This is a genomic window from Psychrobacter sp. T6-4 (assembly GCF_052258425.1).
Lineage (GTDB): Bacteria > Pseudomonadota > Gammaproteobacteria > Pseudomonadales > Moraxellaceae > Psychrobacter.
Genome location: NZ_JBQQEZ010000007.1, coordinates 1 through 16,287, shown reverse-complemented (window position 1 = coordinate 16,287; position 16,287 = coordinate 1). Strand labels below are relative to the sequence as shown.

Annotated in this window: 13 protein-coding genes; 10 read left to right on the top strand and 3 right to left on the bottom strand. The window is 46.8% G+C overall.

Annotation, left to right across the window (positions count from 1 at the left end):
• The first annotated feature begins 36 nt into the window (after positions 1-36).
• From ACTXGE_RS06290 to ACTXGE_RS06260, 7 genes are all read left to right on the top strand, one after another.
• Positions 37-1,992 carry a DUF294 nucleotidyltransferase-like domain-containing protein gene (locus ACTXGE_RS06290; protein ID WP_443542635.1) on the top strand — a complete coding sequence of 652 codons (1,956 nt, stop codon included), beginning with the start codon at positions 37-39 and terminating at the stop codon, positions 1,990-1,992.
• 13 nt (positions 1,993-2,005) lie between these two features.
• Positions 2,006-2,611: a 3'-5' exonuclease gene (locus ACTXGE_RS06285; RefSeq protein WP_435950307.1), complete on the top strand. Its 606-nt coding sequence runs from the start codon at positions 2,006-2,008 to the stop codon at positions 2,609-2,611.
• Between the two features lie 138 nt (positions 2,612-2,749).
• A complete protein-coding gene (locus ACTXGE_RS06280; RefSeq protein WP_443542637.1) occupies positions 2,750-4,642 on the top strand; it encodes a D-alanyl-D-alanine carboxypeptidase/D-alanyl-D-alanine-endopeptidase in 1,893 nt (630 codons plus the stop codon).
• Positions 4,643-4,999: 357 nt separating this feature from the next.
• The gene (locus ACTXGE_RS06275; RefSeq protein WP_443542639.1) at positions 5,000-5,488 is read left to right on the top strand and encodes an ABZJ_00895 family protein; all 489 of its coding nucleotides are present in this window, start codon (positions 5,000-5,002) and stop codon (positions 5,486-5,488) included.
• Positions 5,489-5,585: 97 nt separating this feature from the next.
• On the top strand, positions 5,586-6,113 hold the full coding sequence (locus ACTXGE_RS06270; RefSeq protein WP_435950305.1) for a DUF421 domain-containing protein: 528 nt from the start codon (positions 5,586-5,588) through the stop codon (positions 6,111-6,113).
• Between the two features lie 28 nt (positions 6,114-6,141).
• Positions 6,142-6,630 (top strand): 23S rRNA (pseudouridine(1915)-N(3))-methyltransferase RlmH, encoded by a 489-nt coding sequence (gene rlmH, locus ACTXGE_RS06265; RefSeq protein WP_443542641.1) that lies wholly within the window; start codon positions 6,142-6,144, stop codon positions 6,628-6,630.
• An 83-nt stretch (positions 6,631-6,713) separates the two neighbouring features.
• Positions 6,714-7,601, top strand: coding sequence for a DODA-type extradiol aromatic ring-opening family dioxygenase (locus tag ACTXGE_RS06260; protein WP_443542643.1), 888 nt, complete (start codon positions 6,714-6,716; stop codon positions 7,599-7,601).
• Between the two features lie 32 nt (positions 7,602-7,633).
• Here the strand turns inward: ACTXGE_RS06260 and ACTXGE_RS06255 are convergent, their stop codons facing one another.
• Together ACTXGE_RS06255 and ACTXGE_RS06250 are read right to left on the bottom strand one after the other, a co-directional pair.
• Positions 7,634-9,127 carry an amidase gene (locus tag ACTXGE_RS06255; RefSeq protein WP_443542645.1) on the bottom strand — a complete coding sequence of 498 codons (1,494 nt, stop codon included), beginning with the start codon at positions 9,125-9,127 and terminating at the stop codon, positions 7,634-7,636.
• 107 nt (positions 9,128-9,234) lie between these two features.
• Positions 9,235-12,558, bottom strand: a complete 3,324-nt coding sequence (locus tag ACTXGE_RS06250) for a DNA translocase FtsK (RefSeq protein ID WP_443542646.1) — start codon at positions 12,556-12,558, stop codon at positions 9,235-9,237.
• Positions 12,559-12,938: 380 nt separating this feature from the next.
• Here ACTXGE_RS06250 and trxB point away from each other — a divergent pair, with 380 nt between their 5' ends.
• From trxB to ACTXGE_RS06235, 3 genes are all read left to right on the top strand, one after another.
• The gene (trxB, locus tag ACTXGE_RS06245; protein WP_443542647.1) at positions 12,939-13,955 is read left to right on the top strand and encodes a thioredoxin-disulfide reductase; all 1,017 of its coding nucleotides are present in this window, start codon (positions 12,939-12,941) and stop codon (positions 13,953-13,955) included.
• A 39-nt stretch (positions 13,956-13,994) separates the two neighbouring features.
• Positions 13,995-14,774 (top strand): leucyl/phenylalanyl-tRNA--protein transferase, encoded by a 780-nt coding sequence (gene aat / locus ACTXGE_RS06240; protein WP_443542661.1) that lies wholly within the window; start codon positions 13,995-13,997, stop codon positions 14,772-14,774.
• A 68-nt stretch (positions 14,775-14,842) separates the two neighbouring features.
• On the top strand, positions 14,843-15,244 hold the full coding sequence (locus ACTXGE_RS06235) for a MerR family transcriptional regulator (protein WP_443542649.1): 402 nt from the start codon (positions 14,843-14,845) through the stop codon (positions 15,242-15,244).
• 37 nt (positions 15,245-15,281) lie between these two features.
• On the opposite strand, the gene rimI is transcribed toward ACTXGE_RS06235, so the two are convergent.
• On the bottom strand, positions 15,282-15,758 hold the full coding sequence (rimI, locus tag ACTXGE_RS06230; RefSeq protein WP_443542651.1) for a ribosomal protein S18-alanine N-acetyltransferase: 477 nt from the start codon (positions 15,756-15,758) through the stop codon (positions 15,282-15,284).
• Positions 15,759-16,287: the final 529 nt, after the last annotated feature.

Here is a 16,287-nt window from a genome sequence, read left to right as displayed (position 1 = left end):
TATAGTAAGACTAAATAGCACTAAAAGGAAGATGTCATGCCTCAGCTTGATTTTACCCAGCCGCCTTTTGATGTGTTAAGCGCTGATGAGCGTCTAAGCGTCAAAAAACATACCCAAGTGCGCTATCTTGCTAAAGATGACTCCTTGGCTGTCGATGATTTACAGTATTTTTTTGTGGTTTTAAAAGGTCAAATTGAGCAGCGCTTGGGTGATGAATTCGTCGCCACTTACCTAGGTAACAACCATACCAAGCATTTAAACAGTAATGACTGGTTTGATAGCCGCCGTACTCCTGAGCGCACCGACAAAAACGGTGAGATGGGTCACTCGCCTGAGTATTACCAGTTTTGTGCGGTAGAGGACTCGTTATTACTTCAAGTTGATGGCAGCGCTATCGACAAGATTGGCGCGCAAAATTATCTGGTGCGTCAGTTGTTATCCGACAAGCTCTCTGAGCGTCTAAAAGCGCTTGAACTTAGACGTAGCAATCAGGCTGCGGGCACTAATAGCTACACCGCCCAGCAAGAGGTACAACAAATCCTTTTGCAACCCGTTACCGATGTCACTTTACTACCCGTCCATATCGTTGCTGCAAGTAGCAGCTTATATCAAGCCACGCGTATCATGATGGACGCCGGTCTCAAGCATGTGCTGGTGCGCTCATCTGAGCACACTAAGATGAGACAAAGCGAGGTATCACACTCGGTAGTACCGCCTAAATCCGATCGTACTTTAGGGCTCTTGAGTGATCATGATATTTGCCGCGCGGTCAGTGATCAAAAAGATCCTGCTACTACCCCCTGTCTAGATTATGCCAGCTTTAATCTGCATACCATCAAAGATAAAAGTGAGATTGGTGATGCGCTATTGATGATGACGCGCTACCGTATCCATCGCCTACCTGTCTTAAATGACAGCGACACGGTTATAGGCGTATTAGCGCAAAGTGATTTGATCGCCTACGTCGGTCAACACTCACAGCTCATTAGTATGGAGATTGAGCATGCGCAGGATATGAGCAGTTTAGATAAAGCGGTGGAGTTGATCGGTCGCTACATCCGCGCGCAGCAGCAAAACGGGGTAAAAGTCAGCGTGGTTAGCCGCATGGTACAGCAGCTCAACGCTCAAGTATTCACAAAGCTGTGGCAGCTAATCGCCCCCAAAGAAGTGATTGAGAACACTTGTGTCATCGTTATGGGTTCAGAGGGCCGCGGTGAGCAGATTATGCGTACCGACCAAGACAATGCACTGATCATTCGTGATGGGTTTACTCATCCTGACTTAGAAAAGTTTGCCGATACCTTTAATCAGCATCTGTCCGTCTTAGGTTATCCCTTATGCGATGGCCATATTATGATGAATAATCCCATATGGCGACAATCTATTAGCGATTTTAAAGCGCAGATTAGCCTGTGGTTCAAAAATACCGATCCTATGCATGGTATTTATTTATCCTCAATACTCGACGGCGAGTACGTCTGCGGCGATAGAGAGCTGTTAGTGCAAATACGCGCCCATCTACAAGTCGCGCACATGCGCGCAGATCCTATGTTCGTCCGTCATTTTGCACGCGCCGCCTTGCAGTTTGGTGATGTTAGTCAATGGTGGCAAAAGTTTGTCCCCTTAATCGGTAAACCGACGCGCCGCGACGTGGATCTCAAAAAGTCAGGTCTATTTCCGCTGGTACACGGTATTCGTGCGTTAGCTCTTGAGCACAATATATTTGAGGTCACCAGTACCAAAGAGCGCCTCAAAGCTTTGGTCAATGCTGGTATGTTCAATAAGGAGCGCGCCGAGACGCTAGGTGAAGCGCTAGAGTTCTTTATGGCGCAGCGCTTGGCAGTTGCGCTTGCAACTGATGACAAATATGCCCGCCAAGTCGATCCAATAACCCTATCAGCGCTAGAACGTGACGCGCTAAAGGAGTGCTTAGCAGTCGTCAAAAGCTTTAAGTACGAGCTTACGCAGCACTATCAGTTAGAAATCGGATAAATGGGAGCCGACTATGAGCTGGCTTAAGCAACTCACTACGTCATGGCACAAAGCCAAGCTACAACGTCCTGAGCTTGAGAGGATGTTTGAGCCGCCGCTATCAGGGCAGTGGGTCGCCATCGACTGCGAGATGACCGGGCTAAATCCGCGTAAACATCACCTGATCTCGGTTGCCGCCATTCATGTCAATGACAATATGATCGATACGGGCAATGGTCTGCATCTGGTCTGTCGCCCGCCTGTTATGCCAGATGCCGATACTATTGTCATTCACGGACTACGCGCCGCTGAGGTCGAAAACGGCATGAGTTATGACGAGATGCTGGCACTGCTCCTGCCCTTTATCGCTAATCGTCCTATTGTAGGATTTTGTCCGCAGATTGATACCGCCTTTTTAAATCCTCTAATAAAAAGTTACATGGGCGTGCCCCTTCCCAATCAGGTGATTGATGTACGTAAGCTATACGCCAGACAAATGGGCAGCTCAGCGGGGGCGGCTCCTGATCAATCCCATCATTTGAGCAACATTATGGCTCACTATGATATTCCCGAATTAGGCGCGCATGATGCTTACAACGACGCCATTATGACGGCTATGGCCTTTGTGCATTTGCGCTAATGATCATTGCTACTCTATTAAAAGCCTGCTGGTACCAAAAGCCTGATTTTATGGACGCAAAGCTAGCGTTGATGGTACGTAAAACCGCTAACTCATGATACTATAGCTGGTTTTTGAGCTTTTAAAGTAGTGTCTGTCATGCCTATCACCCAAACTTCTCGTCGCTTATCTTCTATATCTATTGCTCTAGTTATGCTGGCGCCGATAAGTGCGCAAGCGGTATTGCCAGCGCCTATCTTAGAGGCACTGACAAAGGCGGAACTTGCGCCTGCAGATATCAGTATTATGGTTATACCTATCGGTCAAAAAGATAGCAGTCGATTACCGCCGATAGTACAAGTAGTGACGCTTGACGAGGCTAGCACTGACAAAGCTAGCACTGATAAAGATGGCAGTGTTGAAGCCAGTACTGATAAAAACAGTACTGGCGACGATAGCACGCTTACCTCTACGCAAAAGACATCAACGAAAAATCAGCAACTCATCGCTCAACAAGACATCAACGAGCAAGAGCGTCAACTCAATAGCTATACTGATGACCCTTATACGCATCTAAGTCTTGATCCTTTTGATGATACTATTAGCAATGACAAGCTTATTCACGATACTGATGGAAGTAGCAATGCAGAGACGCCAACCCTACCCGCGCCGTCTTCATCTCCTCATCGTCAGCCGTTACTGACTCATCAAGCAGATATAGCGCGCACGCCTGCTAGCACTATGAAGCTTATTCCTAGCTTTATTGCCCTTGATACTTTGGGCGCTGATTTTGTTTGGCATACTCGGGTATATCATACGGGACTGATTGTCGGTAATCGTCTGCAAGGCGATCTGATTATTCAAGGTAGCGGCGACCCCAAAATGACTCATGAGCGTTTGCGTCAGCTGCTTTATCAGGTAACAAAAGCAGGCATACGTCATGTCGATGGCGATATTATCGTCGATAGTACGATCTTTGCAAATGTCACCAAAGACCCTGCCGCCTTTGATAACGCGCCACTACGACCTTATAATGCTAGCCCTGATGGGTTCTTAATTAACTTTAATACCGTCGGTATTCGCAGCTACCTTGTCGACAATAATAGCGCCAAACTGACCTATAAGCCTACCCTTGCAAACTATCAGCTGCCCTCGTCTATAGGCACACGGCAAGCAGCTTGCGCGCAGGCGAGCAGTAGTCTTGCCCCTAACTGGCAAGCTGATAAGCTGGTACTCAATGCCAGCCTACCAGTTAGCTGCGCTGAGCACATATTTTATGTCGCCTATCCTGACGCCAAAGACTTTGGCGCGCGTGTGGTCGCCTCAAAGTGGCAACAACTGGGTAATACGCTTGACGGTCGAGTGATTGCTCAAGACATGCCTTATCAAGCGATTAGTAGACGCCATAAAAGTTACGCAAACGCGGTATCACCCTTACCTATTGCCAGTTATCCTTCGCTGAATTTGACTCAGCAGATCTACGATATCAACCATTTTTCAAACAACGTGATGACCGAGCAAGTGGCTTTATCACTAGGCGCTTATAGTCATGATGACTCTGAGACAGTAGCGAGTGATAAAAAACCAACCAGCCTATATTACTTTGGCGCGCCAAAGGTGACCGATTATCCGCAGGCCTTGGCGCGCATTGATGACTGGTGGCGCACGCATTTAAGCACGCCGCCGCCGTATCTAACCAATGGTTCAGGTCTATGTAGAGAGTGCACTTTGAGCGCGGCCAATCTAGGTGAGCTATTGAGCTACGCTTATACGCATCCCAGTTTTGATGCTTATGTCAGCTCGCTGGGCGTGGCGGGCGTTAGCGGTACTATATCCTCTCACAGTCAGCGTTTACCTGAGTCAGCAGCCATAGGGCGCGCCTGGATAAAGACAGGTACATTAAATAATGTAACCTCAATGGCAGGCTACGTAAAAGGCCTATCAGGGCAAGACTACGCTGTCGTTGGCATTATTAATACCGAGCAGGCGCTCAATGCTTATACTGCAAGGCCCGTACTTGATGCTTTGCTTGATTGGAGCGCTCAGCGCTAAGTGATGATAATTTTTATTTTATAGCTTAGGGCGTGTTGAACATTCAACCATGGCACTGCTGATCGCTGCTAGTTTATCAAAGATGTGTTCCAGACACGGCGCAAGTCGAAGATAATGTCTAGACCTTAGCTAGACTTGCAACACACTGCTTATATAGAGCTGGGGGGCAATTTTAGCATCAGCCTGAAAGGACAGGACTCTTTTTTGCCGCTCCTTTGATAAAAATAGACGCTTAGAATGACTAAAATTACTATTTTTATCTTGCTTCTAATTTAAGAGCAGCGACTAAAAAATAGTCTCTGTCAGTGCGTGTTTGTGAATTATCAAACACGCCCTAATTTTGCAATAGGTAGCCTCATGACTGATCAACGCCCCAACTTACAAAAGCCTGTGCCACTTGCGTATCAAAACGCTATTAACTCAAGCGCCAACATGACAGAATACGTGGGTTTTTTTGCAGTGGGTTATATTCTTGCCAGTGTCGTATTTATCGTTATGCAAACGCAGCTGGTGATGAACCCGCACTTGGTAACGGTGCTATCGGTTATCGCGGCGGCTTATATTGCAGTGTACAAGTTTATCAAGCATCATAAGCGCGCTTTACAAAGAAGTGAGATGAATCGATTGACTCTAGCTGGCACCGCAACCGTCTGGCTACTGAGTACGCTGTATTTTTTGGGAATATGGTTTGCGCTATTTGACGTCGTCAGCCGCGAAGTATTCACAGAGATGGCTATTGAGAATCCTATGCCTTTAGTCAGCGCAGTTATCATGATTATGCTGCTGACCCTTATTAGCGCCCGTATTAGTATTTTGATATTTAATCGACTGCTGACTCCAAAATGATTTTTTATCATCAAAAAGATTGGCGTATAGTAGTTCTATGAGCTTTAGATAAAGATAGTAAATTTTTGATACCTAGTGGTTACAAGGAAATAGCGGTATGGATATGTTAATGTTCGATGATCTCGAAAAGTTAGGCCGTATTCTCTTAACGACAGTTATGGTGTATGTCTTGATCGTCACAACCACCAAAGTTTCAGGCAAACGCTCAACGTCTCAATTAAACAATTTTGACTGGATAGTGACGGTCATGATCGGCTCGATAGGCGCAAGTACGATTTTACTTGAGTCCATACCCTTTGTTGAGGGCGGCTCTTCTATTATTTTGTTATATGTCCTTCAGTACCTAGTAACCAAATACGCTTCTATCTCGCCACCATTTAGTCAGTTTATTTTGTCTGACCCGCGTATTGTTTTTTATCAAGGACAATTTTTGCCCGAAGCTCTGCGTGCTGAGCGTCTAACTCAGCAAGAGGTAGAATGTGCGATGCGTTCAGAGGGCGCTAATGACTTTGATGAGATCGAAGCGGTAGTGTTTGAATCTGATGCCAAGCTGACTATCCTCAAAAAACCAGACGCTAAAGACAGTAACCGCGTATCCCAAACGCTAAAGCCGTTAATCCGTTAGTTAAATTTTTAAACGAGTATAATTTAGTATGAAAGTACGCATTCTGACTGTAGGTAATAAAATGCCCGATTGGGTACAAACGGGCTTTAACGAGTATCACAAACGTATTCAGCCTATGCTGAGCACTGAGGTAGTCGAGCTTGCTGCCGCGAAACGCACCAAAAACCCCTCTGATGCCAATTTAGCACAGTATCGTGAGGTAGAGGGTCAAGCGATTCTCGCCGCGCATAACACCTCAGGGCGCGAGCAACTTTGGGTACTCGATGTAAAAGGTAAAATGCTCTCAACCCAAGGCTTAGCAGATAAGCTGGCAGACGCAATGCAGCAAGGTGATGATATTGCCCTCGTCATTGGCGGCGCTGACGGCGTGTCGCCTGAGGTACTTGCAAAAGCCGATGTCAAATGGTCACTATCAGCACTAACCATGCCGCACCCTTTGGTTCGAGTAGTGCTCATGGAGCAACTGTATCGTGCGATGAGTATTAATCACAATCACCCTTACCACCGTGGCAACTGATAGTGAGCACATGAGTTAAATTATCTAAAAATATCGCCCCCTCTAGCGATTGAAAAACCTACTTGCGCCCTAATAAATGCAAGATGACTCAATCAAGATTTGCGACACCTCCTAACTATCAAGCGCACGCAGACCGCCAAGCGCGCACGGATATCGCTCCCATTACAGGATCGGTTACATGGGCAGATTCGTCTGCGCGCTTAAGCAACGGCGCAACTTTGCCAGCTTTGTTTATCTCGCATGGCGCGCCAACGCTCGCAACCGAGCAATCAGCGACGACCAATGCACTAGCTCGCATGGGCCACAACCTGCCCAAGCCGCGGGCGATTATCATCATGTCCGCACATTGGCAATCGAGTAAGCTTGAGATTAGTAGCAACCCAAAACCTAAGACTTGGCATGACTTTTCAGGGTTTGATGATGCGCTATATGAGCTAAATTATCCAGCATTAGGTCAACCATCGCTTGCAGAGTCGCTTGCGCAGCAACTAAGCGCACGTGGTATCACATGCCGCGTCAATCCCGTGCGAGTTTGGGATCACGGTGTTTGGGTACCGCTTCATCATTTATACCCAGATGCTGATGTGCCCATCGTGCAGATCTCTTTGCCGCGTCATTATGATAGCGTAGCCTGTTATCAATTAGGCGCGCAGCTAGCAAACCTACGTCATCAGCAAATCCTTGTGATCGGTTCAGGCAACATCACCCATAATCTACAAGCTATGAAATGGCAAGCTGATAGTATTGATGAGACCGCCAAAGACTTTAAGCTATGGCTGCTTAAAAAGCTTAAAACTGATATACCAACGGCGCTAGATTGGCAGCAATATCCTGACTACCGCAATATTCACCCAAGCGACGAGCATTTATTACCGCTATTTTTTGCTTTAGGTGCAGGACAACGTGTCTCTGTGGTTCATCAAAGCATGGCGCATCATAGCTTAGGTATGGATATTTATCGTTTTGATTAAAGCGTGTTTGCGATAACTAATACCAAATAAATCTACTTCTCAAACGCTGGCTTAGTAAACCAGCCAGCACGCTCTATCTCTGCTGCTAGGCTCAGTATCGTTGACTCATCATTCATGCGTCCAATCAGCTGCATACCGATCGGTAGACCCTTTTTGCTCATACCCATTGGTATCGACATCGCTGGCAGGCCTGTGACATTACCCAATATCGTAAAGGCCATTTTGCTCAGCACGGGATGACTGAGTTTTTCTATCATGCCGGAGCTAAAAGTATACTTACCCATATTGATACCTTTGCTTAGAAGCCCTGAGGTGTTCATCAGCATCTCATCGACTCGGCTTGGCGGCAGCACACCATGCTTAACCGCCGTTGTCGGCACTGTGGGCGACAAAATCATATCGTAGGTTTCAAGCAGCAGTCCTGTCTGATACTGACTATTGTGCCAACCGTGCTTGGCATGGACTAAGTCGGCGGCAGATAGCGAACGCCCAAGCATCGCCATATTGTAGGTTTGAGGTTCTAGTTTTTTGATATGTTCAGCGCCAAAGTTACGCTCAACATTATCGATGGTAAAAGCTGTATGCGCGCAAACGACGACTATAAAATCATGCCAAAACTGCTCGATATTGATATTAGGCTCAGCAGGAACGACGCGATGACCCATAGACTCTAGCTGTTTGGCGGTACGCTCAAGTACAGCCAGCACTTCTTTATCCACAGTCGTATTAGCGATAAGCGGCTGCTGATGCAAAGCGATCGTTAACTGCTTAGGCGCGCGCATAGCTGCTTGCAAAAACGACCCCTCAGGCGCAGCAATAACATAAGGCGCACCGATCTCGCGGCCACTAGTCGCATCGAGCATAGCTGCGGTATCACGAACCGTGCGGGTAATGACGTGATCGGCAGCAGCGCCATCCCAGCCTTCGCCAAAATCAGGACCAAATGGATTGCGCCCGCGACTCGGTTTGAGCCCCACTGCCCCGCACCACGCCGCAGGAAACCGTATAGAGCCGCCACCATCGCCTGCGCCTGCCATCGGCACAATGCCACTAGCAACGGCTGCCGCACTACCACCTGATGAGCCGCCAGAGCTGTAGCCTTTTTTGAAGGGATTGTGCGTTGGACCATGTGCTTTGGGCTCTGTGGTGATAATCAGCCCAAACTCAGGCGTATTGGTCTTGCCAAAGGTATTGACTCCTGAGGCTTTCATACGTTTAACGATTTCGCTGTCGTGTTTATTGACGACGTTGATACTACGGCTACCCATAGTAATCGGCTCACCTTCAAAATAAAAAGACAAATTTTTTAATAAAAAAGGCACACCTGTGAACGCGCCATCTGGCAAACCTTGCTGCGCGGCGTTGTAAGCGCGCGCGTCGAATCGATGAATAATGGCATTCATTTGGGGATTGAGTGTATTAGCGCGCGCAATCGCTGACTCTAATAGCTCTTTGGCGCTCACCTCGCCTGATTTGACGAGCTCTGCCAATCCTATCGCATCGTATTGGGTATATTCTTTAAACATGTTGGCATCCTTGCTGAAGTGTAGAATAAAATAGCCATTTATAGTCGTTTATTCAAACAAAAAAAACGAGACTCGTTTGTTATTTTATTTCTTATAACTATACAGTGCTACATAAGCAGCTCACGCTTACCACTTTTGCCCATCGAGCTAACGAGTCCCGCCTCCTCCATAGAGTCAACAATGCGTGCGGCGCGGTTATAGCCGATACTAAACTTACGCTGAATGCTTGAGGCTGAGACTTTGCGCGTCTCCATAATAAAGGCAACCGCGTCATTGTACAGATCATCATCTTCGCCTGAAGCATTAGCGGTGCCGCCGCCGCTTGGACTCGACAATTCAAAGTTGCCCGCCATATTATCGATATAATCTGGTGCGCCGCGCTCGCGCCACGCATCGCAGACACGGTTGACCTCTTCATCACTGACATACGCGCCATGAACGCGATCAGGCTCAATTTGACCTGGCCCCAAGAACAACATATCACCGTTACCGAGCATATCCTCAGCGCCGCCGCTATCGAGTATCGTGCGCGAATCGACTTTTGAGTTGACTCGTAGCGCGGCTCTCACTGGAATATTGGCTTTGATCAGACCTGTAATGACATCGACCGAAGGACGCTGAGTGGCGAGCATAAGGTGAATGCCTGCTGCCCGTGATTTTTGTGCCAAGCGGGTGATTAGCTCTTCAGCTTGCTTACCTACTTGCATGATCATATCAGCAAACTCGTCAGCGACAATGACAATCATCGGCAGGGTCTTAAGCTTAGGCGCTTGGCTAATGCTCACGCTATCGTTCGGTCGCCACAAGGGATCGAGCATTGGCTTACCTGCTTTTTCAGCGGCGCGGACTTTTTTATTAAACTCATCGAGCTTACGTACTTTGAGCAAACTCATCAGCTGATAACGGCGCTCCATCTCAGCCACGCACCACGATAAACTACTCGCCGCCTCGGTCATATCGGTCACCACAGGCGTGAGCAAATGCGGAATATCATTGTAGTTGGCAAGCTCTAACTGCTTGGGATCTATGAGAATGAGACGTAGCTCATCGGGCTTGTATTTAAGTAGTATCGATAGCAGCATAGAATTAACCAGTACCGACTTACCAGAGCCTGTGGTACCCGCAACGAGCATATGCGGCGCGCGTGCAAGGTCTGTGATAATAGCATTGCCACCGATATCTTTGCCCATCGCCATGCTGATTTGCGCTTTGGGGTCTTTGAATTTGTCTGTATTAAGCAGCTCAATAAGGCGTACCATTTCGCGCTTTTTGTTAGGTACTTCGATACCGATATAGGGTTTGCCTGGTATGACTTCGACTACGCGCAGGGACGCCATAGATAACGAGCGCGCCAAATCACGGGAGATACCTGTGACCTTGCTTGCTTTTACGCCAGCCGCCAACTCCACCTCAAAACGCGTCACCACTGGCCCTGGTATCGCATTGACCACCTCGGCCTTTACATTGAACTCTTGTAATTTAATCTCAAGCAGTTCTGATAATTTTTCAAGCTCGGCGACGGTATAGCTTGGTTTGCGATCAGGATCGGGCTTATCTAGGATAGACATCTCAGGAATAGGCGTGAGATTACCACGATACTCAGCCGTTTGCATGGCTCGCGATTTTTGACTAAAAGCGGCATCATCACTGATATCTGGCATTACTGGCGCGTCGGTATCATCTGGCATCATGTCAGTAATATGGTTGCTGCTATCCCCCTCTGGCACAGCGAAGCTAACACTTGGCTCATCTAGCTTAGCGACTATTGGCTCGGCTGCGGCTGGCTCAGCTGCGGCTGGCGTGACGGCTGTTGGTGGTAGCGTCGGGTTAGCAGGAGGCGTATTGGTCGGTGTCATATCAGTGACTGGCGCGCTTGATACGTCTTGAGTGTTAGACTGCGGCTCAATGACGGGTGCGACCGTTTCAGTATGCATTGGCGCACTTACCGTTTCGGTTGAGTCATTATCAAAGGATACTGCATCCCTCTCATTCGCAATAACAGGTGAGCTATCAGGCTTGATATTGAGATTAGTATTGAGCTCATTATTAGGCATAATGTTGAGCCTAGTATCAGGAGTAGTATCATGCTCTGCGATCCAAGCATCAGCCAGCTGGCTTGCGCTAATTTCATCACCGCTTTTGTTATCGGACAATGCATCATCTTGTTGTAGTGCTGGTGGTGTTGGCATTGCTGACGACGTTGATGGTTCTGATGGTGCTGATGACGCTGAAGGCTCTAATGACGCTACGAAATTTGCATCATGAGTAGGAGCAAGCTCTGATACCGTTTCATCAGAGCTTGGGGCGTACTGCTCGCCATATTGCTCACCATAGTTAGCGACAAAAGCATCTGTTGCTAATAGATCATCAACGGTACTGGCATCATTCCAAGCAAAGCTTGGCTCTACCTTGCGTAAAGTCGTGACAGGCTCTTTTAATGACTCATCGTTAGCATAAGAGCTAGCAGTTGCCATTACCGCTTGCGGTTTAGAACCCATAGCCGCCGCTTCTGTTGCCGCTATCGCCATAGACGCTTTTACGCTGTCTTTTAGACCTGACTTCGTCAAAAAGTCCGTCAACACATTACCAAAGCGACCACTGTCCGCTGTGTCATTGTCTTGTTTCTCTGGTAGCTCAAGTGGCAATTGACCTGATTTTTCTTGTTGATCGACGTCTGTTTTTTGAGCGGTCGCAAACTCGTCATCAAGCTCATCGCTATCCTCTTGAGATTCACTATCGTTTTGTTTTGCGCTTTGGGCCTCACTACGTTGAGCCTTATCACTGACTCCAGAGCCAAGCCACCCAAGATCAGTGAGCTTATGGTATACCGTTTGCCAGTGAATGTTGAAGGCAAAAGTCGCGGTAATAATCACAAACAATGTCAAAAACGCCATGCTGCCCCACTGCGTTAACAGTTGCGCTAAACGTGCTTGTAGTTCAAGACCGATGATCCCGCCTGCCACTCCTTTTAGAGCGGTTGCGCTAGGGTTAGCAACTTGCTGAATAATAGCCACTACTTGAGCGAATAAGGCACTAGCACTGAGCAATAAAAACACATAAGCCATCAAGCGCAAAGGCCAAAACGTCGGCTTACTCTCCCACCAAATCAGAATAGACTCATACACCAAAAACGCTAGCAACCACCAAGCGCTAAAGCCAAAAAAACTGTAGAGCAGATCGGATAACCAAGCGCCCATAGCGCCGCCCATATTATTGATCGTATTCATATCACTACTGATATGTGACCAGCTGGGATCATTACCGGTATAAGTCAGCAAAATCACAAACAAATACACGGCCACTATCAATCCAAGGACCGTAAATATGCCTTTTTTTAAATAATCAATAACTGATGCTGATATCACGTAGGATCTGCCTTTATCAATACGATTCATACAAAGGGGTGCCAGATTATGACGAGTGTTCGTCATAATGGCGTCACATATAACTCTAGTAAATAAGCGCTGCTAACCACAAAGCCTATAGCAAAACACAGGATGTCTTATGCTGTATATAACCTCCTATAATAACAAATAGATAGGTAAATTGGCGACTGAGTTATCAACAAATCTGGCTTTAATGCTTTGTTTATGGTTTTATTCTAATGATAATGATGTTTGTTTTAGCAAACTTGCACTTTTAGCTTATCACCCTTATGTTAGTATCACGCCAGCATGTTGACAACACCACAAATAACGATACCGTTCGTCATTTTTAAAGACGACGTTTTTACCTTTTTAATGCTACCTTTGTAGCATAATTTTCATCTCACTTTAATTAATAAAACTTAATACTACCGTAAGGAACCAATATGGCAACTGACAACACTCGCCACGAAAAACTCATTATCTTAGGCTCAGGTCCAGCAGGGTATGCCGCTGCTGTCTATGCGGCGCGCGCTAACCTAAAGCCTGTCGTGGTCACAGGTTTAGAGGTCGGCGGACAGCTTACGACAACGACAGAGGTCGATAACTGGCCAGGCGACCCGTATGATCTGACAGGGCCTGCGCTAATGGAGCGTATGAAATCTCATGCTGAGCGTTTTGGTACTGAGCTGATTTATGATCATATCAACGCGGTGGATTTGAGCGAGCGTCCTTTTAAGCTAACTGGCGACAACGGCAATTTTACGTGTGACGCTCTCATTATCTCAACGGGTGCATCCGCTCAGTATTTAGGATTAGAATCAGAAACCAAATTTAGAGGCCTTGGCGTCTCCGCTTGTGCTACTTGTGATGGATTCTTTTATAAAGATCAAAAAGTCGCGGTTATTGGCGGTGGTAATACCGCAGTTGAAGAAGCGCTATATCTATCCAACATCGCATCCGAGGTGACCTTAGTGCATCGCCGTGACAAGCTGCGCTCTGAGAAAATACTGCAAGACAAGCTGTTTGAAAAAGCCAAAAACGGTAATGTCAAAATCGAGTGGGATCATAAAGTCCGCGAGGTGGTCGGCGATGATATGGGCGTCAACGGTGTGGTCATCGAGTCGATGTTAGATGGTAGCACTAAAGAGCTGGACGTGTTTGGCATGTTCGTTGCTATTGGTCACAAGCCCAATACCGATCTGTTCAAAGGGCAGCTGGACATGAAAGATGGTTATCTTGTGGTCAACAGTGGCCTTAATGGTAATGCAACCCAGACCAGTGTTGAGGGCGTTTTTGCCGCAGGTGATGTCGCAGATCACGTCTATCGTCAAGCGATCACCTCAGCGGGCACTGGCTGTATGGCAGCACTCGATGCTGAAAAGTATCTTGATGCTATCGGTGAAGCGGTTGCCACTGACCACACTTACGCCTCAACTTTGACTGCGGACAAAGAGGCGTAAGTGAGCGCCTCTGCCAACAGTCATTCAAGTCAACAACCTCTGGTTAGTGCCAGCACCATCACGCCTGAGAGGCTAAAAAGTCTTGGGCGTTATAACTTTCCAAGTCCAATAGAGGTCGATCCTGATGGTATAGGTATTATCGCAGTAGGCGGAGACTTGGCAGCAGAGACTCTAATATCCGCTTATGCGCGCGGTCTGTTTCCTTGGTTCAACGAGGATGAGCCGATTGCTTGGTGGTGCCCCCAGCCGCGCTGCGTGATCGCGCCAAAGAGCTATCAGCCCAGTAAGTCGCTACGCAAACAAGCAAACCGCATGCGTTGGCAATTGACCCTCAATCAGGCTTTTGATGAGGTCATTCATGCCTGTAGCTTACCGCGTAGTGATGGCCTGCCCGAGGGCGAACATACTTGGATTCATGAAGAGATGATTGAAGCTTATACCGAGCTTCATGCTCATGGTTTTGCTCATAGTATCGAGGTTTGGGATGAGGTGGGACAGCTAGTAGGCGGCTTATATGGTCTAAAAATAGGCAGTATTTATTTTGGGGAATCCATGTTTCATACTGCCTCTAACGCGTCCAAACTTGCGTTTTGGGGTCTTATGCGTCTATGTGAGCAAAGTGGTGTGGCGCTAGTAGATTGCCAACTGCCAAACGAGCACTTGATGAGTTTGGGCGCGGCCACAGTGCCGCGTACTGAGTTTTTGGCGCAGCTAGATAGCCTTATTGGTGCGCGTTCTGTCCAATGGCAAACCGGTTCGCACAAACCTCTATCTGCTGCCAAGTTAGGTTCTGCGCTACCTTGGAAAGTACAACCATAACCATAGAGAGGCGCAAACGATTACACGTATAGACAAAGCCAGATATCTACCCACACAAGGACGGCTATATGTCATCTGACGACTCGTTTTTATTAATAGGTCAATTGGCACAAACTGCCAATACGACCAAAGATACGGTGCGTCATTACGATGATTTAGGATTACTAAAATCTCGTAAACGTCAAGCAGGATCACGGCTATACACTGAGTTTCATCCTGAATGCGTGGATCGTATCGCACTGATCAAAAGCGCGCAAGCGATTGGCTTTACCTTGACTGAAATTCAAAACAGTCTAAATGACTATTACGATGGTCAGCTTGATTTGGATGAACAACTCGATATCGTCAAACAAAAACTAGCGCAAATCCTTGAACAACAAGCCACTATCAATCTTATGGTAGAGACCCTAAGTCAGCGCTTAGTCACCCTTGAACAAATGAAAAAAGATCAAAATAATCTCGAGAAATAAACGTCCTAAAGAAGTAATATCCATCCTCTAAGTAACATTAATCATATAAGTAACGACGCTGCATAATAAGAGCATCAACACTTACCCTATGCACCTCTGTGTAATAGTCTTTTCGCCTATGAATGACCTCAAACCCTTGCTGTTCGTATAGTGCAATCGCCGCATCATTATCTGCCCTCACCTCTAACATTAATTGCTGAGCGTCTTTGCTAATCAATACGGTATGCAAAGCTGTAAAAAGCTGTGAGGCGACACCTTGACGCTGATAGTCAGGATGCGTGCCTATTCTTAATATCTCGCTTTGCTCAAAGATTACTTGATAGAGGCAGTAGCCAATGATTGTGTCATTTTGACGGACTACCAATAAATCAATACTATCCTGTGAAAGCAAATCTACTAAGGTCTGATAATCCCAAGCATCTCGCGGTTGAATAATGGTTTCGATGTTAGCAACGGCTTGAATAATGCTTTGAGGGTTAGATGATTCTTTGTTTAGCAAATCTATGGTTAGCATTATCTTGTCTCTACAAGTTACATCTATAAGGTTGAAGGGCGCGTAGGGTGGGTTAGTTTTTTCAAGCTCTCGTAAAAAGTGAAGAAGAAACGTAACCCGCCATCAGATTTTGAACCATAGATTTAGCGGGTTACGCTTGTTGTGACATATCAGAATATAGCTCTTAAGCTCTCTTATCAATTAACTTCGTAATACAATTTGAAAGGTCAGCCTTTGTAGAATGCGCCTCTCGCACCGTTGATTAAAAAGTATATCGATTAAAGCCGAAGATTCCTGTCTACTAGAGTATTTTTAGAATAACCAAACAAGCCTTATATCAACCATTCGTGGTGCGCGAGGCACACCCTACAGCCCAAACCTTATAATTATCTACAAACAATATCCCGCCCACAAAAAAGCCACCCTAGCGGATGGCTTTTCTATGTCTAGCAGTTAGACGCTAAGTCTAACAAGTAAAAGCTAATCTAATGATTAGTCCTTAACTGAAGCAACAACACCAGCGCCTACCGTACGGCCGCCTTCACGAATA

Coding starts and splice junctions, on each gene's coding strand:
- ACTXGE_RS06290 (WP_443542635.1), top strand. CDS start 37: ATGCCTCAGCTTGATTTTACCCAGCCGCCTTTTGATGTGTTAAGCGCT.
- ACTXGE_RS06280 (WP_443542637.1), top strand. CDS start 2,750: ATGCCTATCACCCAAACTTCTCGTCGCTTATCTTCTATATCTATTGCT.
- rlmH (WP_443542641.1), top strand. CDS start 6,142: ATGAAAGTACGCATTCTGACTGTAGGTAATAAAATGCCCGATTGGGTA.
- ACTXGE_RS06275 (WP_443542639.1), top strand. CDS start 5,000: ATGACTGATCAACGCCCCAACTTACAAAAGCCTGTGCCACTTGCGTAT.
- ACTXGE_RS06250 (WP_443542646.1), bottom strand. CDS start 12,558: ATGACGAACACTCGTCATAATCTGGCACCCCTTTGTATGAATCGTATT.
- ACTXGE_RS06260 (WP_443542643.1), top strand. CDS start 6,714: ATGACTCAATCAAGATTTGCGACACCTCCTAACTATCAAGCGCACGCA.
- ACTXGE_RS06255 (WP_443542645.1), bottom strand. CDS start 9,127: ATGTTTAAAGAATATACCCAATACGATGCGATAGGATTGGCAGAGCTC.
- trxB (WP_443542647.1), top strand. CDS start 12,939: ATGGCAACTGACAACACTCGCCACGAAAAACTCATTATCTTAGGCTCA.
- rimI (WP_443542651.1), bottom strand. CDS start 15,758: ATGCTAACCATAGATTTGCTAAACAAAGAATCATCTAACCCTCAAAGC.
- ACTXGE_RS06270 (WP_435950305.1), top strand. CDS start 5,586: ATGGATATGTTAATGTTCGATGATCTCGAAAAGTTAGGCCGTATTCTC.
- ACTXGE_RS06285 (WP_435950307.1), top strand. CDS start 2,006: ATGAGCTGGCTTAAGCAACTCACTACGTCATGGCACAAAGCCAAGCTA.
- ACTXGE_RS06235 (WP_443542649.1), top strand. CDS start 14,843: ATGTCATCTGACGACTCGTTTTTATTAATAGGTCAATTGGCACAAACT.